This window comes from Streptomyces sp. AHA2, assembly GCF_036857595.1.
Lineage (GTDB): Bacteria > Actinomycetota > Actinomycetes > Streptomycetales > Streptomycetaceae > Streptomyces.
Map to the genome: position 1 here is coordinate 90,853 of NZ_JAUQWJ010000019.1, position 26,455 is coordinate 117,307.

25 protein-coding genes and 3 pseudogenes are annotated in these 26,455 nt (G+C 73.2%); 10 read left to right on the top strand and 18 right to left on the bottom strand.

Going from position 1 to position 26,455, the window contains the following annotated elements:
* Nucleotides 1-130: 130 nt before the first annotated feature.
* Complete coding sequence (locus Q5694_RS28420) at nucleotides 131-742, bottom strand: TIGR03086 family metal-binding protein (protein WP_333936276.1); 612 nt, start codon at nucleotides 740-742, stop codon at nucleotides 131-133.
* 147 nt (nucleotides 743-889) lie between these two features.
* Here Q5694_RS28420 and Q5694_RS28425 point away from each other — a divergent pair, with 147 nt between their 5' ends.
* On the top strand, nucleotides 890-2,128 hold the full coding sequence (locus Q5694_RS28425) for an MFS transporter (RefSeq protein ID WP_333936277.1): 1,239 nt from the start codon (nucleotides 890-892) through the stop codon (nucleotides 2,126-2,128).
* Here Q5694_RS28425 and Q5694_RS28430 read toward each other — a convergent pair.
* Nucleotides 2,065-3,228 carry a hypothetical protein gene (locus Q5694_RS28430; RefSeq protein ID WP_333936278.1) on the bottom strand — a complete coding sequence of 388 codons (1,164 nt, stop codon included), beginning with the start codon at nucleotides 3,226-3,228 and terminating at the stop codon, nucleotides 2,065-2,067. The genes Q5694_RS28425 and Q5694_RS28430 overlap by 64 nt on opposite strands.
* Nucleotides 3,225-4,166: a 5-dehydro-4-deoxyglucarate dehydratase gene (locus tag Q5694_RS28435; protein WP_333936279.1), complete on the bottom strand. Its 942-nt coding sequence runs from the start codon at nucleotides 4,164-4,166 to the stop codon at nucleotides 3,225-3,227. The genes Q5694_RS28430 and Q5694_RS28435 overlap by 4 nt, the downstream gene beginning before the upstream one ends.
* 223 nt (nucleotides 4,167-4,389) lie before the next feature.
* Between Q5694_RS28435 and Q5694_RS28440 the strand changes: the two genes are divergently transcribed.
* From Q5694_RS28440 to Q5694_RS28470, 7 genes are all read left to right on the top strand, one after another.
* Entirely contained in the window at nucleotides 4,390-5,199 is an 810-nt protein-coding gene (locus tag Q5694_RS28440; RefSeq protein ID WP_333936281.1) for an NAD-dependent epimerase/dehydratase family protein, read from the top strand.
* A gap of 313 nt (nucleotides 5,200-5,512) precedes the next feature.
* A complete protein-coding gene (locus Q5694_RS28445) occupies nucleotides 5,513-6,280 on the top strand; it encodes a DeoR/GlpR family DNA-binding transcription regulator (protein ID WP_333936319.1) in 768 nt (255 codons plus the stop codon).
* Between the two features lie 87 nt (nucleotides 6,281-6,367).
* The gene (locus Q5694_RS28450) at nucleotides 6,368-7,741 is read left to right on the top strand and encodes an ABC transporter substrate-binding protein (protein ID WP_333936282.1); all 1,374 of its coding nucleotides are present in this window, start codon (nucleotides 6,368-6,370) and stop codon (nucleotides 7,739-7,741) included.
* Complete coding sequence (locus Q5694_RS28455; protein ID WP_333936283.1) at nucleotides 7,738-8,679, top strand: carbohydrate ABC transporter permease; 942 nt, start codon at nucleotides 7,738-7,740, stop codon at nucleotides 8,677-8,679. Before Q5694_RS28450 ends, Q5694_RS28455 begins: the two co-directional genes overlap by 4 nt.
* On the top strand, nucleotides 8,676-9,527 hold the full coding sequence (locus tag Q5694_RS28460) for a carbohydrate ABC transporter permease (RefSeq protein WP_333936284.1): 852 nt from the start codon (nucleotides 8,676-8,678) through the stop codon (nucleotides 9,525-9,527). The genes Q5694_RS28455 and Q5694_RS28460 overlap by 4 nt, the downstream gene beginning before the upstream one ends.
* Nucleotides 9,524-10,513, top strand: a complete 990-nt coding sequence (locus tag Q5694_RS28465; RefSeq protein ID WP_333936285.1) for a zinc-dependent alcohol dehydrogenase family protein — start codon at nucleotides 9,524-9,526, stop codon at nucleotides 10,511-10,513. Before Q5694_RS28460 ends, Q5694_RS28465 begins: the two co-directional genes overlap by 4 nt.
* A gap of 336 nt (nucleotides 10,514-10,849) precedes the next feature.
* Nucleotides 10,850-12,070 (top strand): TerD family protein, encoded by a 1,221-nt coding sequence (locus tag Q5694_RS28470; protein WP_333936320.1) that lies wholly within the window; start codon nucleotides 10,850-10,852, stop codon nucleotides 12,068-12,070.
* A 96-nt stretch (nucleotides 12,071-12,166) separates the two neighbouring features.
* On the opposite strand, the gene Q5694_RS28475 is transcribed toward Q5694_RS28470, so the two are convergent.
* The 8 genes and pseudogenes from Q5694_RS28475 to Q5694_RS28505 all read right to left on the bottom strand — a co-directional run bounded on the left by Q5694_RS28475 (nucleotide 12,167) and on the right by Q5694_RS28505 (nucleotide 18,848).
* Entirely contained in the window at nucleotides 12,167-12,742 is a 576-nt protein-coding gene (locus Q5694_RS28475) for a TetR/AcrR family transcriptional regulator (RefSeq protein WP_333936286.1), read from the bottom strand.
* Between the two features lie 148 nt (nucleotides 12,743-12,890).
* A pseudogene (locus tag Q5694_RS34910) lies at nucleotides 12,891-13,022 on the bottom strand (LacI family DNA-binding transcriptional regulator); the annotation flags it as partial.
* Between the two features lie 26 nt (nucleotides 13,023-13,048).
* Nucleotides 13,049-13,453 (bottom strand): VOC family protein, encoded by a 405-nt coding sequence (locus Q5694_RS28480; protein WP_333936287.1) that lies wholly within the window; start codon nucleotides 13,451-13,453, stop codon nucleotides 13,049-13,051.
* A gap of 100 nt (nucleotides 13,454-13,553) precedes the next feature.
* The gene (locus tag Q5694_RS28485; RefSeq protein ID WP_333936288.1) at nucleotides 13,554-14,570 is read right to left on the bottom strand and encodes a 1-aminocyclopropane-1-carboxylate deaminase; all 1,017 of its coding nucleotides are present in this window, start codon (nucleotides 14,568-14,570) and stop codon (nucleotides 13,554-13,556) included.
* A 25-nt stretch (nucleotides 14,571-14,595) separates the two neighbouring features.
* A complete protein-coding gene (locus Q5694_RS28490; protein WP_333936289.1) occupies nucleotides 14,596-15,237 on the bottom strand; it encodes a GntR family transcriptional regulator in 642 nt (213 codons plus the stop codon).
* Nucleotides 15,238-15,254: 17 nt separating this feature from the next.
* Nucleotides 15,255-15,605: pseudogene (locus tag Q5694_RS28495) on the bottom strand (TROVE domain-containing protein); the annotation flags it as partial.
* A gap of 227 nt (nucleotides 15,606-15,832) precedes the next feature.
* Nucleotides 15,833-17,278 (bottom strand): alkaline phosphatase PhoX, encoded by a 1,446-nt coding sequence (locus tag Q5694_RS28500; RefSeq protein WP_333936290.1) that lies wholly within the window; start codon nucleotides 17,276-17,278, stop codon nucleotides 15,833-15,835.
* Between the two features lie 154 nt (nucleotides 17,279-17,432).
* Nucleotides 17,433-18,848 carry a hypothetical protein gene (locus tag Q5694_RS28505; protein WP_333936291.1) on the bottom strand — a complete coding sequence of 472 codons (1,416 nt, stop codon included), beginning with the start codon at nucleotides 18,846-18,848 and terminating at the stop codon, nucleotides 17,433-17,435.
* Nucleotides 18,849-19,271: 423 nt separating this feature from the next.
* Here Q5694_RS28505 and Q5694_RS28510 point away from each other — a divergent pair, with 423 nt between their 5' ends.
* Nucleotides 19,272-21,101 (top strand): endonuclease/exonuclease/phosphatase family protein, encoded by a 1,830-nt coding sequence (locus Q5694_RS28510; protein WP_333936292.1) that lies wholly within the window; start codon nucleotides 19,272-19,274, stop codon nucleotides 21,099-21,101.
* Nucleotides 21,102-21,140: 39 nt separating this feature from the next.
* Here the strand turns inward: Q5694_RS28510 and Q5694_RS28515 are convergent, their stop codons facing one another.
* From Q5694_RS28515 to Q5694_RS28535, 5 genes and pseudogenes are all read right to left on the bottom strand, one after another.
* Nucleotides 21,141-21,815 (bottom strand): antibiotic biosynthesis monooxygenase, encoded by a 675-nt coding sequence (locus Q5694_RS28515; RefSeq protein WP_333936293.1) that lies wholly within the window; start codon nucleotides 21,813-21,815, stop codon nucleotides 21,141-21,143.
* 260 nt (nucleotides 21,816-22,075) lie between these two features.
* A complete protein-coding gene (locus Q5694_RS28520) occupies nucleotides 22,076-22,441 on the bottom strand; it encodes a DUF3618 domain-containing protein (RefSeq protein ID WP_333936294.1) in 366 nt (121 codons plus the stop codon).
* Nucleotides 22,438-22,856 (bottom strand): annotated as a pseudogene (locus Q5694_RS28525) (phage holin family protein). Before Q5694_RS28525 ends, Q5694_RS28520 begins: the two are co-directional and overlap by 4 nt.
* 51 nt (nucleotides 22,857-22,907) lie before the next feature.
* On the bottom strand, nucleotides 22,908-23,639 hold the full coding sequence (locus tag Q5694_RS28530) for a hypothetical protein (protein ID WP_333936295.1): 732 nt from the start codon (nucleotides 23,637-23,639) through the stop codon (nucleotides 22,908-22,910).
* On the bottom strand, nucleotides 23,636-23,842 hold the full coding sequence (locus Q5694_RS28535) for a hypothetical protein (RefSeq protein ID WP_333936296.1): 207 nt from the start codon (nucleotides 23,840-23,842) through the stop codon (nucleotides 23,636-23,638). Before Q5694_RS28535 ends, Q5694_RS28530 begins: the two co-directional genes overlap by 4 nt.
* A 169-nt stretch (nucleotides 23,843-24,011) precedes the next feature.
* Between Q5694_RS28535 and dapA the strand changes: the two genes are divergently transcribed.
* Nucleotides 24,012-24,896: a 4-hydroxy-tetrahydrodipicolinate synthase gene (gene dapA / locus Q5694_RS28540; protein WP_333936297.1), complete on the top strand. Its 885-nt coding sequence runs from the start codon at nucleotides 24,012-24,014 to the stop codon at nucleotides 24,894-24,896.
* A 69-nt stretch (nucleotides 24,897-24,965) separates the two neighbouring features.
* On the opposite strand, the gene Q5694_RS28545 is transcribed toward dapA, so the two are convergent.
* Together Q5694_RS28545 and dapD are read right to left on the bottom strand one after the other, a co-directional pair.
* Nucleotides 24,966-25,196, bottom strand: a complete 231-nt coding sequence (locus Q5694_RS28545; protein ID WP_333936298.1) for a hypothetical protein — start codon at nucleotides 25,194-25,196, stop codon at nucleotides 24,966-24,968.
* Between the two features lie 156 nt (nucleotides 25,197-25,352).
* Nucleotides 25,353-26,342 (bottom strand): 2,3,4,5-tetrahydropyridine-2,6-dicarboxylate N-succinyltransferase, encoded by a 990-nt coding sequence (gene dapD / locus Q5694_RS28550; protein WP_333936299.1) that lies wholly within the window; start codon nucleotides 26,340-26,342, stop codon nucleotides 25,353-25,355.
* Between the last annotated feature and the right edge of the window lie 113 nt (nucleotides 26,343-26,455).

The following is a 26,455-nucleotide window of genomic DNA, read 5'->3' on the forward strand; positions in this document are numbered from 1 at the left end:
GTCCCGACGGATCGCGTATCGGATCTCGCGTATCGCGTCTCATATATGACGTACGAAGTACGACGCGATGACCGTAGGAGGGCGCGATTGTTTCGTCAATGCTTCTGACGCAAGAAGGAGCAATCGCTTTCTACGCCCGGGGTGTCCACCCCGGTTCCCGCCCGCTCAGCCCCACGGCACGGTCCAGCCGGGACGCCTCGGGCGCGACCGGGACGACGGGGCCGAAGATCTGGTCGCGGGTGGGGTCGTCCACGCTCGCGGCGAGGAAGTCGTGGCAGACCCGGAGCGCGGCCGGGTCGGGGGTGTAGTCCTGGCCGGTCGCACGGGCCAGGTCCCAGCCGTGGACGACCAGTTCGTCGGTGGCCACCAGGCCGGCGACTTCTCCCGGCAGGTCGACGCCCCCGGCCCGGGTCGTGCCGGTCCAGGCGGCCGGGTCGCGCCAGGCGCCGGCCAGCTCGGCGAGGACCTCGGGCAGTTCCTCGCGCCAGCCGGGAGTGATGTCCGGGAGCGCGGAGTCCGGGCTGGTGTCGGTGGTGACGCCGAGGTCCTTGCGGCCGGCGTCACGGAAGGCGACGGTCAGCCCCAGCAGGTGACCGAGCAGGTGGCGCACCGCGTAGTCGGGGCAGGGCGTGGGACCGGCGAGCTGTTCGTCGGTGACGCCGGCCGCGAGCCGTGCCAAGACCTCCGTCTGTGGTCCGAGGTCGAGGACCGGGCCGGTCGTGCCCGTGGCGCTGTCGGTCATGGGGTGCTCCTTCACGAGTCGTCGCAAGGGCAGACCGCCACCGGCCGCGGAACTCATCGCCGGGCGTCCCGCTCCCGCTCGCCGCCCCCGCTTCTAGGGAATGTGCCCGATCCCCTGTCCGGGGCCTCAGCACCACGATGAGCGGGCATGACGACCTTGACGACCTGGCCCCTGGCGCGCGTGCTGCGCGACCGCGCGGCGGGGCTGTACCTGTCCGGCGTGGTGGTGTCCGGCTTCGGCACCTCGGCACTGTGGCTGGCCTCCGGGGTGTGGGTGAAGGACCTCACCGGCTCGGACGGGCTGGCCGCCCTGTGCATGCTCGCGATGTGGCTGCCGACCCTGGCCGGTCCGCTGCTGGGCACCGTCGCCGACCGGGTCCGCCGCACCCCGCTGCTGATCGGCACCAACGTGTTCCTGGGCGCCCTGCTGGTCACCCTGGTGGGCGTCGCCGCCCCGGGCGACCTGTGGCTGCTGTACGCCGTGCTGTTCGTGTACGGCGCGGCGGGCGTCGTGCACGACGCCGCCGAGTCGGCCCTGGTCGCGTCGGCCGTCCCGCGGTCCCTGCTGGGCGACTTCAACGGCCTGCGCACGACCGCCACCGAGGCCATGAAGCTGCTGGCCCCGCTGGCGGGTGCGGGCCTGTACACGGCGTACGGCGGCGCGGGCGTCGCCCTGCTGGACGCGGCGACGTTCCTGCTGGCGGCGGGCCTGTACGCCCTGGTGCGGCTGCGCGAGGAGCGGCCCGACCCGGCGGGCGGCGGCCACCGGCGCGGCACGGCCGAAGGCGTCCGCCACCTGTGGGCGCACCCCACTCTGCGCCCTCTGGTCCTGGCGGGCGGCACCACCATGCTGTGCGCGGGCCTGAACGGGGCGGTGATCTACGCCGTCGTCGACGACCTGGACCGCTCCCCCGCCTACGCGGGCGTGCTGTACGCCGTGCAGGGCGCCGGGTCGGTGGCCGTCGGTCTGCTCTCCGGCCCGGCCCTGCGCCACTGGGGCGGGCGGCGCTTCGCCGCGTACGGCATCGCCCTGCTGGCCGTCGTGGTGGCCCTGCGTGCGGTGCCGTCCGACGCGGTGGCGCTCGTGTGCAGCGCGGCGATCGGCGCGGGGCTGCCCGCCGTGCTGATCGCCGCGCTGACCGCGGTGCAGCGCGAGACGCCCGGTCCGCTGCTGGGCCGGGTCACCGCCACGGCCCACACCCTGGTGTACGCGCCGAACGTGGCCGGGCTGGCCGCCGGAGCGGTCCTGGTGGAACTGGTGGGCCACCGGCCGGTGCTGGTGGCCCTGGGCGCGGTCCTGCTGGTGACGGCGGCGGCGCTGGTTCAGCGTCCGGCGAGGGCGGAGCGGACCGCCTCCAGATCGTCGTCGGACGCCAATCCGGCGTGATAGAGCCGCAGTTCGGTGGCTCCCCGGCCGCGCGCCGCGGCGGCGTCCGCGGCGAGGGTGCCGGGGCTGCCGCCCATGCCGGAGACGACGGTGAAGTTGGCCGCGACGACGGTTCCCTCGCGGCGGTGCGCGGCGAAGGGCGCCAGGAGGCCGGTGCCGCCGGTGCAGGGCACGACCACGCCGTCCGCGACGGACAGGATGTGCGCCGGATCGACGCCGGCGTTGGCGCCCACGTGGTAGGACACGGGGTCGGCGTGCAGCAGCACCTGGAAGTCGCCGGGCGCCGCCGCCCGGACCGCCGCGACCGCGTCCTGCTGCAGGGTCCGGGCGGTCTCGTCGCGGTACGCGCGCGTGGTGTGCGCGAGCCGCTCCCCGAGCAGTTTCTCGACGCCCGCCCAGCCGCCGCCGGAGGGCGCTCCCCGCCACACCGGCTCCAGCGCCTGCCGTACGGCGGCGGCCAGTTCGGCGGCGCCCACCCCGTGCCGTCCGTAGCCGTCCCGGCAGGAGGGGCAGAAGCACAGCGCCATGAGGTACTGCCCGGCGTCGCCGAGTGCGACGCCGCCGGTCTTGTCGTGGGCGTGCAGGTGCTGGAAGCCGTACCAGCCGAGGGACTCCAGCTCGGTGCCGCGCGCCCCGGGCCGCACGGCCGCCTCGGCCGCCAGGTCGACGAGGTACGCGCGCGTGGCGGGCTGCGCGATGCAGGGGGCCCAGGGGTAGCGGTCGCCGTAGGCGTTGACCACCGAGGTGTCCGGGTGCTCCGCGCCGAGGCGGGAGTTGTGGGCGAGCACCACCCAGGTGTGCACCTGCAGACCGGCCCCGGCGAGGGCGGTGGCGGCCTCGCCGAAGGCGTCCCCGGGCGCCCAGTCCCCGGCCGCGTGGGGGCGCAGCGCGCGCCCGTCCCAGCGGTCGCCGGCCGGGTACAGCACGGCGGCGTGCTCGGCGGTGACGACGCGGTGGCGGGGGTGGCGCGGGGTGAGGGCGCGTGTGGAGTGGTAGGCGGCGGCGAGCGTCACCTGCTCCACGCCGAGCGCGGCGATCCGCCCGGGTGCCTGCGGGTCCCCGTTGACGTCCCAGGGGTAGACGAACGCCGACGCCCTCACTTGGCCCCCTCCAGCAGCGCGTAACCGCGGTCGATCACTTCGGCGAGCCGCTTGACGTGGTCCGGGGCCGGTTCCTGCAGCGGGGGCCGCACCTCCCCCACGTCCGGGCCGCGCAGCCGTACGCCCGCCTTGACGAGGGCGACGGCGTAACCGCGGCCCCGGGCGCGCAGTTCGACGAACGGCCGGTAGAAGCCGTCCAGCAGGGTGTGCACCGTGTCGTCGTCGCCGTCGCGCAGCGCGCGGTGGAAGGCGAGGGCGATCTCGGGGGCGAAGCAGAAGACGGCCGAGGAGTACAGCGTGATGCCGAGGGCGCGGTAGGCGAGCTGGGTCTGCTCGGCGGTCGGCAGGCCGTTGAAGTACAGGAAGTCGCCGGAAACGTCGGTGCGCACGGCGCTGACGACGCGCTGCATCAGGTCGAGGTCGCCCAGTCCGTCCTTCAGGCCGATGACGCCGTCCGTGCGGGCGAGTTCGACGACGGTGTCCGGGGTGAAGACGGCGTTGTCCCGCTGGTAGACGACGACCGGCAGGGAGGTCGCGGCGGCCAGCTCCCGGTAGTGCCGCAGCAGCCCCTCCTGCCCGGCGGTGACGAGGTAGGGCGGCATGGCGAGCAGCCCGTCGGCCCCGGCCGCCTCCGCGAGGCGGGCGTAGCGCACGGCGAGCGCGGTGCCGTAGCCGGCGCCGGCGACGACGGGCACCCGCCCCGCGGCGGTCTCGACCGCCGCCCGTACGCACGCGTCGAACTCCTCGGGCGTGAGCGCGTGGAACTCGCCGGTGCCGCAGCAGGCGAACACGGCCGCGGCTCCGGCCTCCACCCCGCGGCGGACATGCGTGCGGAAGGTGTCGAGGTCCACCGAGCCGTCGGGCCCAAAGGCGGTGACCGGGAAGAACAGCGGTCCGCTGGGGATGTCGAGTCGAGCGGCGAGAGGGGCTGACGTCACGAGCTCTCCCGGTTCCATATTCATGATTGCCGTCTATATTTCTGAACAACTCCACGCTAAGGCGCCCCGGCGGGGCCGGTCAAGCGCGTAAAGCGGCGACACACCAGCGGATTCACCGCCTCCACCAGCCCCTTGACGCGTTCGGCCCCGGCTCCTTAGCGTGTCCACGCATATGAATGCCGTGCGCTCTTCTGCACGACCGGCGAGTCAAGGAGACCCGAGGATGCCCGCTGTCCGCACCGTCCTGCTCACCGGCGCCGCCGGCGGCCTCGGCACCCTGATGCGCGGCCTGCTCCCGGACTACGGCTACGACCTGCGGCTGCTGGACATGCGCCCCGTCGAAGGCGCGCCCGACGCGATCACCGCCGACCTCGCCGACCGGGACGCCCTGCGCGAGGCCGTCCGGGGCGTCGACGCGATCATCCACCTCGCGGGCATCTCCCTGGAAGCCCCCTTCGACAAGATCCTCAAGGCCAACATCGAGGGCACGTACCACCTGTACGAGGCCGCCCGCGAGGAGGGCGTCCGCCGGGTCGTCTTCGCCTCCTCCAACCACGCCGTCGGCTACACCCCGCGCCCGCAGGGCGACGACCCCCTGATCCCCGTCGACACCCCCCGCCGCCCGGACACCTTCTACGGCCTGTCCAAGTGCTTCGGCGAGGACCTCGCGCAGCTCTACTGGGACAAGCACGGCCTGGAGACGGTCTCGGTGCGCATCGGCTCCTGCTTCCCCGAGCCGACCAGCGTGCGGATGCTCTCGGTGTGGATGAGCCCCGCCGACGGCGCCCGTCTCTTCCACGCGGCCCTGACCGCGCGGGGCGTCGGCCACACCGTCGTCCACGGCTCCTCCGCCAACACCCGGCTGTGGTGGGACCTGAGCAGCGCCCGCGCACTCGGCTACGAGCCGCAGGACGACTCCGAGCCCTGGGCGCACAAGCTCATCGCCGAGCAGGGCGAGCTGGATCCGGACGATCCGGCGCACGCCTGCCTGGGCGGCCACTTCGTGACCGACCCGCCGATCTGGCCGTACTGACCGGAAAGAGCCGTCGCACAGGGACGGGCGGGCAGCAAGCGGGCCCGCCCGTTCGGTCATTCGGGCACGGTCATGATCCGATCGGGCATCACCCCCTCGACCGCCCGACCGGCTCCGATCAGCCACGACGCGCCCCCGGACGGCTCCGCTCCGCCTGTCGCAGCCCGGGCGCACCGGCGACCGAACGGGCACACCCGGGCACGATCGCCCTCGCAACAGACCTGGTCCGGGCAGCGCCACCCGCTGTAGAACTTCCTCCGAGGCCCACTCGGGCCCGAACGGGCAGGGCGCGGCAGGAAGGCACGTGACGGCCATGAACAAGACGGCGGAAGAGCGCCAGCGCGAGATCGTGCTGGCCGCACGGCGCGACGGCGCGGTCGACGTCACCGCCCTCGCGACCGAGCTGGGCGTGGCCAAGGAGACCGTCCGCCGGGACCTGCGCGTCCTGGAGGACCACGGACTGCTGCGCCGCACCCACGGCGGCGCCTACCCGGTGGAGAGCGCCGGCTTCGAGACGACACTCGCCTTCCGGGCCACCAGCCACGTCCCCGAGAAGCGCCGGATCGCGGCCGCCGCGGCCCAGTTGCTCGGGGACGCGGAGACCGTCTTCATCGACGAGGGCTTCACCCCGCAGCTCATCGCCGAGGCGCTGCCCAGGGACCGGCCGCTGACCGTGGTCACCGCGTCCCTGCCGGTCGCGGGCGCCCTCGCCGGGACGGACACCGTGTCCGTGCTGCTGCTGGGCGGCCGGGTGCGTCCCGGGACGCTCGCCACCGTCGACCACTGGACGACGAAGATGCTGTCCGGCTTCGTCGTCGACCTGGCCTACATCGGCGCCAACGGCATCTCCCGCGAGCACGGCCTCACCACCCCGGACCCGGCCGTCAGCGAGGTCAAGGCACAGGCGATCCGGGCCGCCCGGCGGACGGTCTTCGTCGGCGTGCACACCAAGTTCGGCGCGGTCAGCTTCTGCCGGTTCGCCGAGGTCGGCGCGCTGGAGACGATCGTGACGAGCACCCTGCTGCCGTCCTCCGAGGCCCACCGCTACTCCCTGCTCGGACCGCACGTCATCCGCGTCTGAGACGACCGCACGCGTTTCCGCCGGGGCGCCACCCGCCCCGGCGCACCCCAGCACACCCTCATGTCCCCATACATCCAGGAGCGATCCATGCGAACCCAGAGCCGACGACGGCCACCGCGAGCCCCGCTCGCCCTGGCCGCCGCAGGGACGCTGCTCGCCCCGCTGCTCTCCGGCTGCTGGGTCGGCGCGGGCGGGGCCGGATCCGGCGGTGACGCCATCAACGTCCTGATGGTCAACAACCCGCAGATGGTCGAACTGCAGAAGCTGACCCGCGAGCACTTCACCGAAGAGACGGGCATCAAGGTCAACTTCACCGTCCTGCCCGAGAACGACGTCCGCGACAAGATCAGCCAGGACTTCGCCAACCAGGCCGGCCAGTACGACGTCGCCACCCTGTCCAACTACGAGATACCGATCTACGCCCGCAACGGCTGGCTGCACGAGATGAACGGCTACGTGGCGAAGGACCCGGCCTACGACGAGCAGGACGTGCTCAAGCCGATGCGCCAGTCCCTCACCGCCGACGACGGCAAGCTCTACGGCCAGCCCTTCTACGGCGAGTCGTCGTTCCTGATGTACCGCAAGGACGTGTTCGAGAAGAAGGGCCTGACGATGCCGGCCCGCCCCACCTGGCGGCAGGTGGCGCATCTCGCCGCGAAGGCCGACGGCGCCGAACCCGGCATGAAGGGCATCTGCCTGCGGGGGCTGCCCGGCTGGGGCGAGGTCATGGCACCCCTGACGACCGTCGTGAACACCTTCGGCGGCACCTGGTTCGACAAGGACTGGAAGGCGCGCCTGGACTCCCCCGCCTTCGAGAAGGCCACCGAGTTCTACGTCGGCCTGGTGCGCGAGCACGGCGAATCGGGCGCGGCCCAGGCCGGGTTCGCCGAGTGCCTCAACAACATGACCCAGGGCAAGGTCGCCATGTGGTACGACGCCACCTCCGCGGCCGGTTCCCTGGAGGCGGCCGGGTCCCCCGTCAAGGGCAAGGTGGGTTACGCCCCCGCCCCCGTGGAGAGGACGGAGTCCTCCGGCTGGCTGTACACCTGGGCCTGGGGCATCCAGAAGGCCTCCCGCAACCCGGACAACGCCTGGAAGTTCGTCTCCTGGGCCTCCGGCAAGGAGTACGAGCAGCTGGTCGGCGACAAGATCGGCTGGTCGAACGTGCCGGCCGGCAAGCGGGCGTCCACGTACGCCAACCCCGCCTACCGCAAGGAGGCCGGCGCCTTCCAGGAGATGACCAAGGAGGCCATCGAGCAGGCGCGGCCGACCGATCCGGGAGTGCAGCCGCGGCCCGCGCCCGGCATCCAGTTCGTCGGCATCCCCGAGTTCACCGACCTGGGCACCAAGGTCTCCCAGGAGATCAGCGCGGCCATCGCCGGACGCCAGTCCGTCGAGTCGGCCCTGCGCAAGTCCCAGGCGCTCGCCGAGAAGATCTCCGAGGAGTACGAGGGACGATGACCGCCACCACCACGGCCCCCGTGGCCGCTCCCGGGACACACACCCCGGCCCGCCGGCCCTCCGGCCGCCTGCGCGCCTGGGCCACCCGCGCCCCGCTGCTCCCCGCCCTCGTCTTCATGATCGCCGTCACCCAGCTGCCCTTCGTGGCCACGCTGGTGATCTCCTTCTTCGACTGGAACTCCCTCTACCCGGACGCCCGTCACTTCGCCGGCCTCGACAACTACCAGGAGGTCCTCACCGACCCGGACCTGCGCCGCTCGGTGTGGACGACGGTCCTGCTGACGGTCGCGGTGGTGCTGGCCAGCCTGGTGCTGGGCCTGGTCCTGGCGCTGCTGCTGGACCGCAGGTTCCGCGGCCGGGGCGTCGTGCGGACGCTGCTGATCGCGCCCTTCCTGGTGGTGCCGGTCGCGGCCGCCCTGCTCTGGAAGCACGTGCTCTACAACCCCGAGTACGGCTTGTTCAACGGCCTGTTGCACTACGTGGGCGGGCCGCAGCCCGACTGGATCTCGAACACCCCGCTGCTGGCCGTCGAGGCCTCGCTCATCTGGCAGTGGACGCCGTTCATGATGCTGATCCTGCTCGCCGGCCTGCAGAGCCGCGACCACGAGCAGATCGAGGCGGCCCGGGTCGACGGGGCGAGCGACTGGCAGATCTTCGTCCACCTGACGCTGCCGCATCTGCGCCGCTACCTCGAACTCGGCGCCCTGCTGGGCTCGATCTACATCGTGCAGAACTTCGACGCGGTCTTCACGATCACGTCCGGCGGCCTCGGCACCGCCAACCTCCCCTACACCGTCTACCAGACCTTCTACCAGGCCCACGAGAACGGCCTCGCCTCGGCCGCGGGTGTCCTGGTCGTCATCGGCTCGATCGTCATCGCGACCTTCGCCCTGCGCGTGGTGTCGTCCCTGTTCCGCGAGGAGGTGTCCCGCGCATGAGCACGATCGCCCCGCGTGCCCGCCGCGTCCGTGGCAAGGGTGCGGGCCTGGGCCTGCTGGCCTGGCTGCTCGGCATCGCGTTCTTCCTGCCCGTCGCGTGGATGGCGCTGACGTCCTTCCACTCGGAGACGGACGCGGCGACCAACCCGCCGTCCTTCGCGGCCGCCCTGACCCTGGACGGCTACCGCGAGTTCTTCGGCGCGGGCGGCGGCGCGAGCCCCTGGCCGGCGCTGATCAACTCCACCGTCGCGTCCGTCGCGTCGACGCTGCTGGTGCTGCTGCTGGCCTTCCCGGCGGCCTACGCCCTGTCGATCAACCGGGTCCGCAAGTGGACGGACGTGCTGTTCTTCTTCCTGTCCACCAAGATGCTGCCGGTCGTGGCGGGCCTGCTGCCGATCTACCTGTTCGCCAAGAACGCCGGGATGCTCGACAACATCTGGCTGCTCGTCGTCCTCTACACCTCCATGAACCTGCCGATCGCGGTGTGGATGATGCAGTCGTTCCTCGCCGAGATCCCGGTCGCGGTGATCGAGGCGGCCCGGGTGGACGGGGCCCGGCTGCCCACCGTCCTGGCCCGGGTGGTCGCCCCCATCGCCCTGCCGGGCATCGCGGCCACCGCCCTGATCTGCTTCATCTTCAGCTGGAACGAGCTGCTGTTCGCCCGCGTGCTGACGGGCGTGGTCGCCGAGACCGCCCCCGTGTTCCTGACCGGCTTCATCACCAGCCAGGGCCTGTTCCTCGCGAAGGTGTGCGCCGCGTCGCTCGTCATCTCCCTGCCGGTGCTCGCCGCGGGGTTCGCCGCCCAGGACAAGCTGGTCCAGGGCCTGTCGTTGGGAGCCGTGAAATGAAGGCCGCCGTCATCGAGTCCGTGGGCCGGGCCGTCGTCACCGAGGTCCCGGACCCGGTGCCGGGGCCGCGCGAGGTCGTCGTCGAGGTCGCGGCCTGCGGCCTGTGCGGCACCGATCTGCACATCCTCCAGGGCGAGTTCGCCCCCAAGCTGCCCATCGTGCCCGGGCACGAGTTCGCGGGCGAGGTCGTCGGCGTCGGCACCCAGGTCACGGAGGTGGCGGTCGGCGACCGGGTCGCCGTCGACCCGTCCCTGTACTGCTACGAGTGCCGCTACTGCCGCACCGGCCACAACAACCTCTGCGAACGCTGGGCGGCGATCGGCGTGACGACGGCCGGCGGGGCCGCGCAGTACGCCGTCGCCCCGGTGGCGAACTGCGTCAGGCTCCCCGACCACGTCCGCACCGAGGACGCGGCCCTGGTGGAGCCGCTGTCCTGCGCGGTGCGCGGCTACGACGTGCTGCAGTCCCGCCTCGGCGCGCACGTGCTGATCTACGGCTCCGGCACGATGGGCCTGATGATGCTGGAGCTGGCCAAGCGCACCGGCGCGGCGAGCGTGGACGTCGTCGACGTGAACCCGGCCCGGCTGGAGACGGCCCGCCGCCTCGGCGTGTCGGCCTCGGCGGCGAACCCGGACGAACTCGACCGCCCGCAGGGCTGGGACCTGGTCGTGGACGCCACCGGCAACGCGGCCGCCATCCAGGACGGCCTGGACCGGGTGGCCAAGGCCGGTACGTTCCTGCAGTTCGGCGTCGCCGACTACGCGACCCGCGTGACCATCGACCCGTACCGCATCTACAACCAGGAGATCACCATCACCGGCTCCATGGCCGTGCTGCACAGCTTCGAGCGGGCGGCGGAGCTCTTCGCGAACGGCGTCCTCGACCCGGACGTCTTCATCAGCGACCGCATCCCGCTCGAGCGGTACCCCGAGGCGCTGGAGCAGTTCGCGGCGGGGGTCGGCCGCAAGATCGTGGTCGTGCCGTAGGGCGGCGCACGGCCGCGGGCGGGGAGGGGCGTAAGCCGGTGGGCCGCCCCTCCCCGCCCCCGTACGCTCGCGGGTGCCGCGACCCCGCGGATCCGCCTGCGAGCGGCACACGGGCGGGACCGTCCGCGTCAGCCACCACCGCCGCCCCGCCACCGCCCTGCGGTTCCTGGCCGAGGTCGGCCCGGACCCCGGCTCGTCATGGCCCGCTGGACGGGCAACCACAAGCGGGGCAACGAACACACCCCCGCGGCCACCCGCGCAACCGCCGCTGACCCGAATGGCAACAAGGTAAGGGAACGGCAAAACCGCCTCGCTCGTTCACCCGGCATGACAGCTATGACCCCCGGCTCGAACATCCCCCTGTCCGCCGCCCGCGTGACGGTGGACGTCGCCGCCCCGGTGCGGCTCGACGTATCGGGCCTGCTGCTCACCGCCGACGGCAAGGTGCGCTCCGACGACGACTTCATCTTCTACAACCAGCCCTCGGGACCGGGCGTGACCTACCGCTCGGGCGGCGGCTCCGCCCCCGACGCGATCATCGTCGACACGGCCGCGCTCCCCCCGGGCATCGAGAAGATCGTCGTCACGGCCAGCCCGGACGCCGCGGGCCAGACCTTCCAGGGCATCGAACCGACGGCCACCATCCGCAACGCCGACGACGGCTCGGTCCTGGCCACCTTCACGCCTCCGCAGCTCGGCAGCGAGACGGCCCTGGTGATCGTCGAGGTCTACCAGCGCAACGGCCAGTGGAAGGCCCGCGCGGTCGGCCAGGGCTACGCCAACGGCCTGGCGGGCATCGCCACGGACTTCGGTGTGACGGTGGAGGAGCCGGCCGCGGCCGCCCCGGCCCAGCCGGTGACGCCGCAGGCGGCCCCGTTGCAGCCGCCGGCCCCGGTGCAGCCGCCGGCCCCGCCCGTCACCGCGCCCGCAGCCGCCCCGGCCGCCCCGGCGACGCCCCCGCAGCCCGCCCCCGGCTCAGGGAAGATCAACCTCGACAAGGGCCGCGTCAGCCTCCAGAAGAACCAGACCGTCTCCCTGATCAAGGGCGGCCGTCCCCTGCTCTCCCAGGTCAAGATGGGCCTCGGCTGGGAGCCCGCCTACCGCGGCAAGGACATCGACCTCGACGCCTCGGTGATCGCCTACGGGCCGCAGCGCAACCACATCGACAGCTGCTACTTCGGCAAGCTGCAGATCGTCGGCGGCGCGATCCGGCACTCCGGCGACAACCTCACCGGTGAGGGCGGCGGTGACGACGAGGTCATCACGGTCGACCTCGGCCGGCTGCCGCAGGAGGTCACCGGCCTGGTCTTCACGGTGAACTCCTTCTCCGGCCAGAAGTTCACGGAGGTCGCCAAGGCCTACTGCCGCCTGCTGGACGCCTCCACGGGCGAGGAACTGGTCCGCTTCGACCTCACCAGCGCCGAGGCCCAGACCGGCGTGATGATGGCCAAGCTGATCCGCCAGTTCTCCGGCGAGTGGGACATGACGGCGATGGGCGACTTCGTGAAGTCCCGCACGGTGCGGGGGATGGTGAAGCCGGCCGCCCAGGCCCTGTGACACTCCGCGGCCCCTCCCGGACGTCCTTCCGCGAAGGGCGTCCGGGGCACCGCCCGAGGGGCGTCCGGGCGGGGCCCGGCGGGCGCGACCGCCCCGTCAGCCCTCGCGCGGGCGCAGCCCCTCCGTCAGGAGGGACAGGTAGCGCCGCAGGTGACCGCACTCCCCGTCCGCCAGTTCCGACGCCGTCGCCACACCGTGGGCCAGGCGCAGGACGTCTTCCGGTGCCACGTCCCGCCGCAGGGTGCCCTCGTCCTGCGCGGCCCGGACCAGCCGCCGCGCCGCGTCGCGCACCGAGTCGCCGCAGGCCGTGGCCACCGCGGGCGCGGCGCCGGTGACGGCCGGGCCGAGCAGGGCCCGCACCCCGCGCATCCGGATCAGCCCGGCGCCGACCTCGTGGAGCCACTCCGCCAGGGCCTCGCCGGGTGCCAGCGCGGCGGCGAGGGCGTCGGCCCGGGCGGCGATCGCCTCGATCCGGTCCAGGTAGACCGCCTCCAGCAGGGCCTGACGGGTGGGGAAGTGCCGGTACAGCGTCCCGGAGCCGACGCCCGCCCGCTTGGCGATGTCGTCCAGGGACGCGTTCTCCCCGTGCTCGGCGAACGCCTCCACGGCCACTTCCAGCAGCCGCTCGCGGTTGCGCCGGGCATCCGCCCGCAGGGGCCTGACCTGCACCACGCGCCCTCCTCACGGACCGATCGGGAACCCTTGCGGGCACCCTAGCGGCAACCGCCCGCCGGACGGGCGGGCCGTCCGGGACGTCCCGGCCGTGGCGGCGGGGGTGCGGGGTGGTGCCGGGGGCCCACCCCGCACCCCTGTCGTCTGCCGCGCGGGAGACCGTCTGGCGGGACACTCCGGCCAGACGGGCGACGTCGTGGATCGTGGCCCGACGCCGCGCACCGCCCGGCCGTCCGGCTCCCGGCCCCGCGCGCTGGTCGCCGGTCCGCACGTCCGGCACCCCGTGTCCGGCGCCGGGCGGGCCGGTCAGTCGCCGAGTTCGGTGAACAGCGTCAGTTGCAGGGCGCCCGGGGCTTCGAGCCGGGAGTTGAGGGAGTTCCAGGGGGTGCGGACCGGCTCGGCGACGACCTCGGCACCGGCGGCCTCCAGTCGCGCGGTGACGGCGGCCGAGTCGTCCACCTGGAAGGCGACGCGGATGTGCCCGGCCACGCGCCGCCCCACCTCCACCTCGTCGATGAACGCGGCGTGGTTCGGATCGGTCAGTTCCAGGGTGGCCCGCCCGGCCTCCAGGATCGTGACCCGGCCGTCCTCGGAGGCGAACGCACCCCGCTCGGGCAGGCCGAGGACGTCCCGGTAGAAGTGCAGGGCGGCGTCGTAGTCGTCCGCCGTCACGACCAGGCGGAGCTCCCGGACGACTGGTGCGTCGGACATGGCGCCTCCTCGGCGACGTCGGCTCACCGCCGCGTCCGCGGCGATGTCGGTCCCGCCGCCGACAACGCACCCGCCGCCCGGCCGATTCCCGGAAGGCGCGCTAGAACAGGGCGCTGTAGGCGTTCAGGGCCGGCTGCCCGCCGAGGTGGGCGTAGAGCACCGTCGCGTCGGGGCCGATCTCGCCCCGCCGCACCAGGTCGACCATGCCCGCCATGGACTTGCCCTCGTAGACGGGGTCGGTGACCATCCCCTCGGTGCGTGCGGCGAGACGCATGGCGGCCAGCGTGGTCTCGTCGGGGACGCCGTAGGTGCCGGCGTGGTAGCGGTCGTCGAGTTCGACGTCGGCCTCGGTCAGCTCGCGGGCGACGCCGATCAGTTGTCCCGTGCTGTGGGCGATCCGGGCGATCTGCGCGCGGGTGGCGGCGGGTGCGGCCGAGGCGTCGATGCCGAGCACGCGCCGGGGCCGTCCCCCGGCCTCCTCCAGCGCGGCGAAGCCGGCGACCATGCCGGCCTGGGTGGATCCGGTCACCGAGCACACGACGACCGTGTCGAAGAAGACGCCCAGTTCCCTTTCCTGCTGTGCCACTTCGTGCGCCCAGGCGGCGAAGCCGAGTCCGCCGAGGGGATGGTCCGAGGCGCCGGCCGGAATGGCGTAGGGCTTCCCGCCGGACTCCTCGACCTCGCGCAGCGCCTGTTCCCAGCTCTCCTTGAAGCCGATGCCGAAGCCGGCCCTCACCAGCCGTACGTCGGCCCCGGCGAGCCGGCTGATCAGGATGTTGCCGACCTTGTCGTACACCGCGTCCGGCCAGTCCACCCAGCTCTCCTGCACGAGCACGCACGCGAGGCCGGCCCGGGCGGCGACGGCGGCGACCTGGCGGGTGTGGTTGGACTGCACGCCGCCGATCGAGACGAGCGTGTCGCAGCCCCGGGCGAGCGCGTCGGCGACCAGGTACTCCAGCTTGCGGGTCTTGTTCCCGCCGTAGGCGATGCCGGAGTTGCAGTCCTCACGCTTGGCCCACAAGGCGGCACCGCCGAGGTGGGCGGTCAGCCGTTCCAGCGGGTGCACGGGCGAGGGGCCGAAGAGCAGGGGGTAACGGGCGTACGAGGAAAGGGACATGGGTCCTCCGTCGGGTTCCGGTCCGTCAGTCGGCGAGCTCTTCGAGCCCTCGCCAGATCTCCGCCGTGACACGGACCGCCCCGGTGGCGTCCCCGGCCTCGCAGGCGTCGATGAGCCGCTCGTGCAGCCCGGCCGAGCGGCAGCTGCCGCCCTCGCCGAAGCGCCGGCGTTCCAGGCGGCGGATGAGCGGGGTGTAGCGGGCGGCGGTCGCCGCGGCCGCGCGGTTGCCGCCGGCGCGGACGAGGACGTCGTGCAGTGCGTCGTCGGCGCGCAGGGCCGCCTCGACGTCCCCGCTGTCCACGGCCGCGGCGAACCGCTCGTTGGCGGCGCGCATCGCGGCGATGTCGGCGGCGGTCAGCCGGGGCACGGCGGCCCGGGTGGCGAGTTCGTGCATGGCCCCGACGACGGCCGCGGCGTCCCGGACGTCGGCGGCCACCAGCGGGGTCACCCGGGTGTAGCTCTGCGGTTTGCTCTCCAGCAGCCCCTCGTCGACGAGCCGGGAGAAGGCGTCGCGCACCGGTGCGCGGGACAGCCCGAGCCGCTGGGCGAGATCGGCGTCCCGTACCACCGCCCCGGGTGCGATCTCCCCGGCCACGATGGCGTCCCTGATCGCCTCGTACGCCCGGTCCCTGAGCAGGGTGCGGGGCACGGGCCGGATGGCGTCCACGACTGAAATGTTAGATGTCAGAAGACGGCGCAACAAGAGGTCGTCTGTGCGGCCTCGGTCAGCGGGACCATGCCGAACGCGGCGTCCGACAGGCCACCGAAGGCGTGCCGGTTCGCGGTGCCCGACGGGCCGTGGCCCGCCGGGTGGCCGGCCAGGTTCCAGGTGGGGAGCGGCACGTCGGCCGGGGCCTGCTCGGCCGGGCCGCCGCGGTGGTGGTGCGTGTACTGCTCGTCGGTGAGGATCGGCACCCGGTCGTGCCCGTCGTAGTGCCCGTGCACCGCTTCGGTGGTGCCGGTTCCGCCCAGGCTTCCGCGCGCGCGTCGCGTTCGGTGACCCGGCCGTCCTCGTACGCGCGCGGCACGCGTCCCGTGGAGGTGACCCGCGAGACGGGACGGGCCCGCGTCGCCTTGCCGTCGCATCGCGCCATGGTGAGCTACGGCGGCCCGGAGTCGCGACGGGACTCGAACCCGCAACCGTCCGGTCCCAGGAAGTAACCGTCGCCTTCGCGCCGGGTACCCACCATGCCGCGCCTCCGGAGATCAAGTCGGCGGCGGCGTCGGATTCTCAGGAGGCGCGGAGCCGGGCCTGCGAGCGGTCAATTCCTCTTCTGCCGCTTCCAGGGCCCCGTGATGGCGAGCAGGATGCCGGGGGTCTGGATGCTCGCGAAAAGAGTCCGGCCGTCGGGCGAGAAGGTGACTCCCGCGAACTCGCTGTACTGGGGCTCCTGTGCGGTGCCGATGTTCAGCTCGTTGCGGGCGATCGGGTAGGTGCGTCCGCTGTCGGTGGCTCCGAACAGGTGCTGCACGCCTTCGCCGTCCTCGGCGATGACCAGACCGCCGTACGGGGAGACGGTGATGTTGTCCGGACCGTCGAAGGCTCCGCCCTCGGCCGGGTCGGGGTTCACGCCGAGCAGGACCTTCAGCGTCAGGGTGCGGCGCTTGGGGTCGTAGAACCAGACCTGGCCGTCGTGCTGGACGGGGCTCTCGTCACGGGCGTAGGAGGAGACGATGTAGGCACCGCCGTCGCCCCACCACATGCCCTCCAGCTTGCGGGCGCGGGTGACGTCGCGGTCGCCGAACTGCTTGCGCACGGGGGTGGTGCGGGCGTCGCGGTCGGGGACGTCCACCCAGTCGACGCCGTAGACGGTGCCGATGCGCGTGGCGCGGGACAGGTCGTCGACGAACTTGCCGCCGGAGTCGAAGCACTTGGGCGCCTGCAGGACGCCGGCGTCGTCGGCGAGCCTGCGGAACTTCCCGGGGCCGTGGCTGAAGCCCTTCGGCGGGGTCCAGCGGAAGAAGAGGCCGTTGGGGCCGGAGGCGTCCTCGGTGAGGTAGGCGTGGCCGCGCCTGGGGTCGATGACGACGGCCTCGTGGTCGTAGCGGCCGAAGAACTTCAGCGGCTTGGGGTCGCGGTTGGCACGGCGGTCGCCGGGGTCGACCTCGAACACGTAACCGTGGTCCTTGGTCATGCCGTTGACGCCGGCCTTGTCGGAGTTCTCCTCGCAGGTGAGCCAGGTGCCCCAGGGGGTGCGGCCGCCCGCGCAGTTGGTGGAGGTGCCGGCGATGCCCACCCACTCGGCGACGCGTCCGTCGGGGCGCACCTCCACGACGGTGCAGCCACCGGCCGCGGCCGGGTCGTAGACGAGGCCCTCGGTGAGGGGCACGGGGTGCGTCCAGTTGGCGCGCGGGCCCTTCAGCTCGTGGTTGTTGACGAGCAGGGTGGTGCCACGGGGGCCGTCGAAGGCGGCGGTGCCGTCGTGGTTGGACGGGGTGTACTCGCCCGATTCCAGCTTGGTCTTCCCGCTGTGGGTGATGACCCGGTACGTGAAGCCGGCGGGCAGTGCGAGGATGCCCCGGGGATCGGGGACTAGCGGCCCGTAGCCCACGCCGTGCCGGGCGTCCGCGGTGCCCTCGGCGCTGTCGGTGTCGTAGGACGCGAGGGCGTTCGGGGCGGTGGCGAGGGCCCCGACACTGCCCGCCAGCGCGACACCGGCACCGGTGATCGCGGTGTTCCTGGCGAAGTCCCTACGGGTGAGCGACATGAAGTCTCCTGAGACGGTGAGGATGCCGTGGGAGGTGGCGGACCTCTTTCGGTGAAACCGTCCCGCTCAGCCGTGAACGCCGGTTGAACAACACCCCGGGGGCGCGGGGAACTGCGCGATAAGCCACGACGGCGCCGGGGCACCCGCCCGGGGCTCAGCCCCCCTGCTGCGACCGCGCCTTGAACGCGGCCTTCCGCGCTTCCTTCGCGACCCGCTTGTCGGGGTGCAGCCGCCCCATCGCCTCCAGCACGTCGGCGGTCGCCGGGTGCTCGACCCGCCACACGGCGGAGAAGAACCCGCTGTGCTGCTGCGCGAGCCCGGCCACCAGGGCCCGCAGTTCCTCGGAGTTGCCCTCGGCGGCGAGCTGCGCGGCGACCGTGTCGATGGTCAGCCAGTACACCATCGCCTCGGAGGGCGCGGGAACGTCCGCCGCCCCCTGCTCGGTCAGCCAGACACGGGCGAGCCCGCCCAGCTCGGCGTCGTCGAGCACCTCCCGCAGGGCGGGTTCGGCGGAGGGGCCCACCAGCGACAGGGCCTGCTGGCAGCGCAGCCGCCGCAACGGCGCCCCGGCGTCGGAACCCCGCGCCGCCGCCAGCAACTCCCGTGCCGCGTCGAGCGGTTCCCGCCGCTGCAGCCACTGCTCCGTCTCGGCCTGCGCGGCGCCGGGCGGGTAGGTGGCGGTGCCGTCGAGCAGCGCGTCGGCCCCCTTGTCGGCGAGACCGCCGACGGCGGGTGCGTCGAACCCGGCCTCCAGCAGCCGGGCGCGCATGCCGTACAGCCCGAGCGGGGTGAGCCGGACCATGCCGTAGCGGGAGACGTCGGTGTCGTCGACGGGTGCGGCGGGCTCCTCGTCGGCGTCGGCCATCAGCGCCTCGTCCACCGGCTGGTACTCGACGAACCCGGCCGGCTCCAGCATCCGGAACTGGTCGTCCAGCCGCATCATCGCGTCCGACACCTGCTCCAGGACGTCGTTGGTGGGCTCGCCCATGTCGCTCGGCACGATCACCGAGGCGGCCAGCGCCGGAAGGGGCACGGGGGCGCCGGGGGTGTCCTCGCCGGCGGTCAGCAGGTAGAGGTTGCCCAGGACGCCGTCGAGGAACTCGGCCTCGGCCTCCGGGTCCCAGTCCAGGGCGGAGAGGTCGACCTCGCCGTCCTCGTCGAGGAGCCCGTCGAGGTCGGGCACGCTCGCGTCGGCGAGCACGGTCTCCAGGGCGGCGAGCCAGACGGCCAGGACGTCCTGCGGGGAGCCGGCGGTGAGCAGCGCGAGCTCCTCACCCACCGTGACGGTGCCCTCCTCCTCGTCGACCACCTCGACGAGACCGGCGTCCACGGCGACCCGCCAGGCCTCACTGGCGTCGGCCGCGGCGTCGTCCCCGCTCAGCCCGAGCGCCTCGGCCGCGGCGGGGAGCTGCTCGTCGACGAGGCCGCCCCCCGCGTCGACGCGGGTGTCCGGCCCGGCCCAGCGGGCGAGCCGGGCGGCCCGGGACAGCAACGGCGTGGACAGCGCGTCGCGCGCCAGCTCCGCTTCGCTGTGCAGCCGCACCGGCGGCAGGGGGGAGCTGTCTGACATCGGCTGGTTCTCCTAGGGCCTGTCGTTCGGATCACGCCGCGGACGTGGACTCTGACACGCACGTCTGCCGCGTCGATCAGTCACCGTCGGTTCCCTGCGGCCTGACGGTCGCCGAACGACAGGCCCAGCGCGCCTCAGGTGACTCAACCGCTCAGCCTAGACGGATTTCCACCCATGCCGCCCACTTCATCTCCTCGTCGACCGCCGTACATGGCCGAAACCTTGACAAGTGACATGAACAGGCTGGAGATTGACGCGCGTAGAAGTCGGCGGACACCTGTTCACCGGACCGGCCCCGGCCCGTCCACGCGTCCGCCCGCTTTCTCCGCGCGTCACCGCCCCGCCCCACCGGGAGCGGCCAGCAGTCGTCCCACACGTTCGCCCTCGTCCCGGCGCCCTGTCACGTCCCCGGAGGGAATCCCGTTGCCGAGCAAGTCGTCCGCGCGCCTCGCCGCGCTCACCGTCGCCGCCGCGTGTTCCGCGGCTTCCACGATCGTCCTCACCACCCCCGCGCACGCGGAGTCGGTCCGCATCCACGACATCCAGGGCAGCACCCGGACCTCCCCCTACGCGGGCAAGCAGGTCACCGACGTGGCCGGAATCGTCACCGGCATCCGCACCTACGGTTCCTCCCGCGGCTTCTGGATCCAGGACCCGAACCCGGACGCCGACCCGGCCACCAGTGAGGGCGTCTTCGTCTTCACCGGCTCCACCCCCAAGGGTGTCGCCGTGGGCGACTCCGTGACGGTGAGCGGCACGGTCACGGAGTTCGTGCCGGGCGGCACGAACTCCGGCAACCAGTCCGTCACGCAGCTCACCAAGCCGGCGACCACGGTCGTCTCCAGCGGCAACGCGCTCCCGGCCGCCACGGCGATCACCTCGCGCTCGGTGCCGGCGGCCTACGCCCCGGCCGGTGACGCCGCCGCCGGCGGCTCGGTCAACGCCCTGCCGCTGAAGCCCGACGCGTACGCCCTGGACCACTACGAGGCGCTGGAGGGCATGACCGTCCGGGTCACCGACACCCGCGTGGTCGGCGCCACCGACCCGTACACCGAGCTGTGGGTGACGGTGAAGCCGCACGAGAACCGCAACCGCCGCGGCGGCACGGTCTACGGCTCCTACGACGACCAGAACACCGGCCGTCTCCAGATCCAGTCGCTCGGCACACCGGCCGGCTTCCCCAAGGCGAACGTGGGCGACACCCTCGAGGGCAGCACCGCCGGCCCCCTGGACTACAACCAGTTCGGCGGCTACACCCTGGTCGCGAGCGAGCTCGGCAGGCTGAGGAGCGCGGGCCTGGAGCGCGAGACGACCCGCGAGCAGCGCTCCGGCGAACTCGCGGTCGCCACCTACAACGTGGAGAACCTCGACCCGTCCGACGACACGTTCGCCGCGCACGCCTCCGCGATCGTGCACAACCTCAAGTCGCCCGACATCGTGTCCCTGGAGGAGATCCAGGACAACAACGGCGCGACGAACGACGGCACGGTCGCGGCCGACCGGACGCTGAGCAAGCTGATCGACGCGATCGTCGCGGCCGGCGGCCCGGCGTACGACTGGCGCGCGATCGACCCGGCCGACGGCACCGACGGCGGCGAGCCCGGCGGCAACATCCGTCAGGCGTTCCTGTTCAACCCGGAGCGGGTCTCCTTCGCGGACCGGGCGGGCGGCGACGCCACGACGGCCACCGGCGTGACGAAGATCCGCGGCAAGGCGCACCTGACGCTGAGCCCGGGCCGTGTCGCCCCGGCCGACGAGGCCTGGAAGAACAGCCGCAAGCCGCTGGCGGGCGAGTTCGTCTTCCGCGGCCGCACGGTCTTCGTGATCGCCAACCACTTCAACTCCAAGGGCGGCGACCAGAGCTTCACCTCCCAGTACCAGCCCCCGGCGCGCAGCTCCGAGACCCAGCGCCACCAGCAGGCCACGGTGGTGAACGCCTTCGTCAAGGACATCCTCGACACCCAGAAGAACGCGAACGTCATCACGCTGGGCGACATCAACGACTTCGAGTTCTCCAGGACCACGCGGCTCCTCGAGGGCGACGGCGAGCTGTGGTCGGCGGTCAAGTCCCTGCCGCGCGGTGAGCGTTACTCGTACGTCTACCAGGGCAACAGCCAGGTCCTGGACCAGATCCTGGTCAGCCCGTCGATCCGCCGCGGCTGCGACTTCGAGTACGACAGCGTGCACATCAACGCGGAGTTCAACGACCAGATCAGCGACCACGACCCGCAGATCCTGCGCTTCCGTCCGTGACACCCCGCGTGGGGCCGGCACGACCGGCCCCACGCACCCTCACCCGGGCACCAGCCCCAGCGCGTGCGCGTACCGGCTGCCGGCGAAGCCCGTCACGCCGTCATACGTGCGCACCCGCTCCCAGACGTCGGTCGACGGCGCGGCCAGGGCCCGCTCGTAGGCGGCGGCGCTCTCCCACTCGGCGTAGTTCAGCACGTGACCGCCGTCCGTGCTCAGGTGGAAGTGGGCGGACACCAGCCCCGCGTGCCCCTCGGTGTCGCCCTCCAGTGCCTTCAGCACCAGGTCGACCCACTCCTCCCGGCCCCCGGCACCCTCGAAGTCGATCCGCACGGTGACGATCAGGCCCGGGACCCGCACGTCCCCCGCCGCACGCTCCCGGCTGCGGTACCGCCGGTACCGCCTCAGCTCCACCCGTTCGATGCCCGGCACGGCGGTGTCGATCTCGTCGTTGCGCTCCTGCCGGTGCGTCTTGAAGAAGGCCTCGTAGTCCTGCTCGCCGCGCCACTGCGAGTAGTGCATCAGCGTCGATCCGTCGTGTCCGGCATACACGTGATAGCCCAGCAGGCCCTTCGCGGGCCAGGGCCGCCGTTCCCAGGTCCGTCCGATGGCCTCCACCGCCCGCCGCTGGCGCTCGGGCGTGCCGACCCGCCAGGTGCTGAAGAAGGGGGCACCGGCACGGGGGTCGGTGGGGTCGGGGTGCTCTTCGGTTCGCATGGACCACTCCAGTCGTAGCGCCGCTTCGTGTGCACCCCTCACCCTTCAACCTCGACCGAGCTCGAGGTCAAGGACGTCGCACCGGGAGCCGCCCGCACCCGCCGTCACCCGGAAGGGGCACCCGCAACCGCGAGGGCCGCCCGCGCGGGCACCCGGTGCCGCCGGAGGCCCCGTACGCAGAGGCGTCCCGAACCGCTCGCGGCGGAGCGCCCGCACCCGGGCCCGGGCAGCCGCACCCACTCGGCCGGCACACCCGCGCTTCAGCGGTGCCCGTGTGCGTGCCTCCACCGCAGGACTCCGATGGCCACCACTCCGGCGGCCGCCCCGGCCATGAGCACCGGCCGCGGATGCCGCACCCCGGCCTGCACGATCGTCCGCACCGGTCCCGGCCCGGCCTGCGCCGCGCGTTCCTGCACCGCGTGCCCCGCCTGCGCCGCGCTGCTGCGCAACTGCACCGACATCGCCCCGGCCTTGTCCCGCAGGTCGGCGGCCCGGGCCAGCGCCGGCCCCTTCACGTCGGCCTTGCCGGCCAACTCCTCCACCGTGTTCCCGAGTTCACCGCGCGTCTGCTCGATCTGCTGCCGCAACTCGTCGGGCCCCTTGGCCCCACCCGTCGGCTTCGTCATCGATGCGCCCTTTCCTTGATCTCCTCCACGTCCGCCCTGACGCTGCCGATCGCCCTCGGGGGTGTGGGCGGCGCGGCCTGCCTCAGCCGCCCCCGCCCGAGCGCGGCCGGCCCGCCCGCGATCACGAACAGCACCCCCGTGACGATCGGCGCCGCCGCCCGCACGGGCAGCACCGGCGAGAGCGCGGCGACCCCCGGACCGGCCGGCGCGACGAACCCGGCGCAGGCGACGGCCCCGGCGCGCCCGGCAGCCCGCCGCCGCGTCCGGCCCGGCGGCCCTTCTCGGCCGGCTCCCCCTCGGCGAGCGCCGCGTCCTGCCGTACGAGCCGGGAGGCCTGTTCGGCGGCCTGGTCGACGAGCTCACCCACGCAGCGGCGCCCGTCGCGCACGACTCGGTGATCCATGGTCCCGGTCACGGTGCCGCCTCCTCTCGAAGCAGGAACCCGAGTACCCGGCTGTCCGGTCCACTACCCCTGCGGTCCGGCGTCTTCACCCCGTTCGCCGAGCCGGGCGAGCTGCACCTGGAACCAGTCGAGCCGGGCCTGCAACAGGGCGGCTTCGGCGGCCAGTTCCGCCAGGCCGGACGCGTCGGTCCGCACCCCTGTCCGCGTCCCCGGGCCCGCAGCCCCCGGCGCGACACCCCCGACGGCCACCACCGGTGCCCCGCTCCCGGCCACCATCCGCACACCGCCCCCCGCCAGCCGCGCGAACTCGGCGAGCGACACCCCCGCCCGCCCCCGCGCACACTCTCCGCACCGGGGCGCGAGGGCCTGCCAGCCGGCCCGCCCCCACCCGGCATCGGCCAGCGCCCCCGCCACCGCGCCGCAGGCGCACCGCCCCACGGTCACGGCACGCACCCGCTGCCGGGCGTAACGGAACCCGCGTTCGAAGCGGAGGTAGGCACCCAGGACGGAGACCTCCAGCAGCACGGCGGTCCGGTGCTCGGCGGTGCACAACAGCGCCTCGGCGGCCGCACGGTCGTGCACGCAGTGGAAGCCGCAGTCGCAGCGGCGGTGCGGCGGGCGATGCCGCAGGCCGTAGACGCAGGACGCGTCGGCCAGCACGCCGTACGGCAGCGCACCGCCCAGCGACACGCCGGTGAACCCGGCCCGGGTGCCGTCCTGGGACAGCATCGGGTGGGCGATCTTGTACCCGGTCGGCGGCTCCGCCGGACGCTCCGCCGGAAGCCGCAGCCTCATCGGGCGGCCGGCACCTCTTCGCCGGCCGCGACGGCCGCAACCCGGACCTCGTCCGCAGCCCGGCCCTCGCCCCCGGCCGGAACCTCACCGCCGGCCCGGGCACCGGCCCCCGCCTGCGCCGCTCCCGGCAGCCCGCTCTTCTCGTCCCGGCCGTGCGGCTGCTCCTCCGCCACACCCCTGGCCAGTGCCTTACCGAGCTTCATGACGCCTCCCATGACACCGCGGCTGACCTCCTGGCCATAGTGACCCACACACCCCCGGCTTGGACATAGGGCGTCAGATCGCCCCCACCCCGACCTCGCAGCGTCACTGAACGACATCGCGTAGAAGATTTAAGTAGAGCTACACACTGAACGCGACGACACTGCTGCCATGACGTCACCCTTCGGCCGCACGCTGTGCGCGATGATCACGCCCTTCACCGAGTCCGGGACCCTCGACCTCGACGGCGCCCAGCAGCTCGCCGCCCACCTGGTCGCCGCCGGGTGCGACGGCCTCGTCCTGTCCGGCACGACGGGTGAGTCGCCGACCACCACGGACGCCGAGAAGGCGGCCCTGATCACCGCCGTGCGCGAGGCCGTCGGGGACGGGGCGTCGATCGTCGCGGGCGCCGGTACCCCTGACACCCGCCACACCGCGGAGCTGGCCGGGCAGGCCGAGAAGGCGGGAGCGGACGGCCTGCTGGTGGTCGCGCCCTACTACAGCCGACCCCCGCAGGACGCGATCGAGGCGCACTTCCGCCAGATCGCCGACTCCACCGGGCTCCCGCTCATGCTCTACGACATCCCCGTCCGCACCGGCGTCCGCGTCGAAGCGGAAACGCTGCTGCGCCTCGCCGCGCACCCGCGCATCACGGCGGTCAAGGACTGCTCGGGCGACTTCCTCGCCGCGCAGAAGGTGCTGTCCCGCACGGACCTGGCGTACTACGCGGGCTGCGACGAGCACAATCTCGCCCTGTACGCCGTGGGCGGCGCCGGATACGTCAGTACGGTCGCGAACGTGGTCCCGGACCGGCTGCGGGCCGTGCTGGACGCCTTCGACACGGGCGACACCGCACGAGCGGCCCGTCTGCAGCAGCGCGCCACCCCCCTCATCGAGGCGGTCATGGCGGCGGGCCTGCCGGGCACCGTCACCACCAAGGCCCTGCTGAACACCCTGTCCCTGCCGGCGGGCCCGGTCCGCCCTCCGCTGCGCGCCGCCGGCCCGGGCACGGTCGCCGACCTCGTCGGTCTGCACGCACGGCTGCTCGCGACCTGAGCCGGCCGACGGGAACGGCCCGTGCCGCGGGTGTACGGCACGGGCCGTTGCGCCGTCGGTGCGTCCGGTTCAGTTCCAGGCGTACCCGTCACCGAACAGCAGCGTGTGCTCCAGGACGTCCTCCGCCGGGTCGTCGATCTGGCCCACCTCGACGTTGAGCAGGCCGATCCGGTGGCCGTTGCGCGAGCCGGTGTTGGTCTCGTCGGCGTGCGCACCGCCCGCCGGCAGCCAGCACACCGTCAGCGCCGCGACGGTCACCGCCAGACGGCGCGCCACGGCCCGCCCCCGCTCGTTCCTCATGCCCCGGTCCCCATTTCGTCGTTTCGGCTGTTGATCGGACACTGCGTCCACCCGTTCATCTGCCGAAACCCCCACGAGGTCACGCGGAGTCATCCGTACGGGAAGGCCCCGGGCGGTCCCGGGACCGCCGGGACCGCCCGAGGCCGAGCCGGACCGTCAGTTGTGGCTGTGCAGGATCTCGTTCAGCCCGCCCCACACCGCGTTGTTCGGACGGGCCTCGACGGCGCCGGTGACCGAGTTGCGGCGGAAGAGGATGTTGGAGGCGCCGGACAGCTCGCGGGCCTTGACGATCTGCCCGTCGGGCATGGTGACGCGGGTGCCCGCGGTGACGTAGAGGCCGGCCTCGACGACGCACTCGTCGCCGAGGGCGATGCCCACGCCGGCCTCGGCGCCGATCAGGCAGCGCTCGCCGATGGAGATGATGACGTTGCCGCCGCCGGACAGGGTGCCCATGGTGGAGGCGCCGCCGCCGATGTCCGAGCCGTCGCCGATGACGACACCGGCGGAGATGCGGCCCTCGACCATCGACGTGCCGAGCGTGCCGGCGTTGAAGTTGACGAAGCCCTCGTGCATGACGGTGGTGCCCTCGGCGAGGTGCGCGCCGAGGCGGACCCGGTCGGCGTCGGCGATCCGCACGCCCTTGGGGGCCACGTAGTCCGTCATGCGCGGGAACTTGTCCACGGAGGTCACCTGGAGGTGCAGGCCCTCGGCGCGGGCGTTGAGCCGGACCTTCTCCAGGTCGTCGACGGCGACCGGGCCGAGCGAGGTCCAGGCGACGTTGGCGAGGAAGCCGAAGATGCCGTCCAGGCTCTGGCCGTGCGGCTTGACCAGGCGGTGGGAGAGCAGGTGCAGACGCAGATAGACGTCGTGCGCGTCGATGGGCTTCTCGTCGAGCGAGGCGATGACCGTGCGGACCGCGACCACCTCGACGCCGCGGCGGGCGTCGGGGCCGACCGCAGCGGTGGCGCCCCCGCCGAGCAGCTCCGCGGCACGCTCGGCGGACAGCCGCTCGGTGCCGGACGGGCCGGGCTCGTCGACGAGCTCGGGCGCGGGGAACCAGGTGTCGAGAACGGTGCCGTCGGCGGCGATCGTGGCGAGGCCGGCGGCCACGGCGCCGGTGGTGCGGGGAGCAGTCGTGTCGGTCATGAGGGCAACCTAACCGGCGGACACCGCTCGATGCGAACCGGTCCCCGGACGTCTCACGAGCCGGTCGGTGCCACCCCGTGCGGGAGACCTCGTGCACTACGGACGCACTCCTC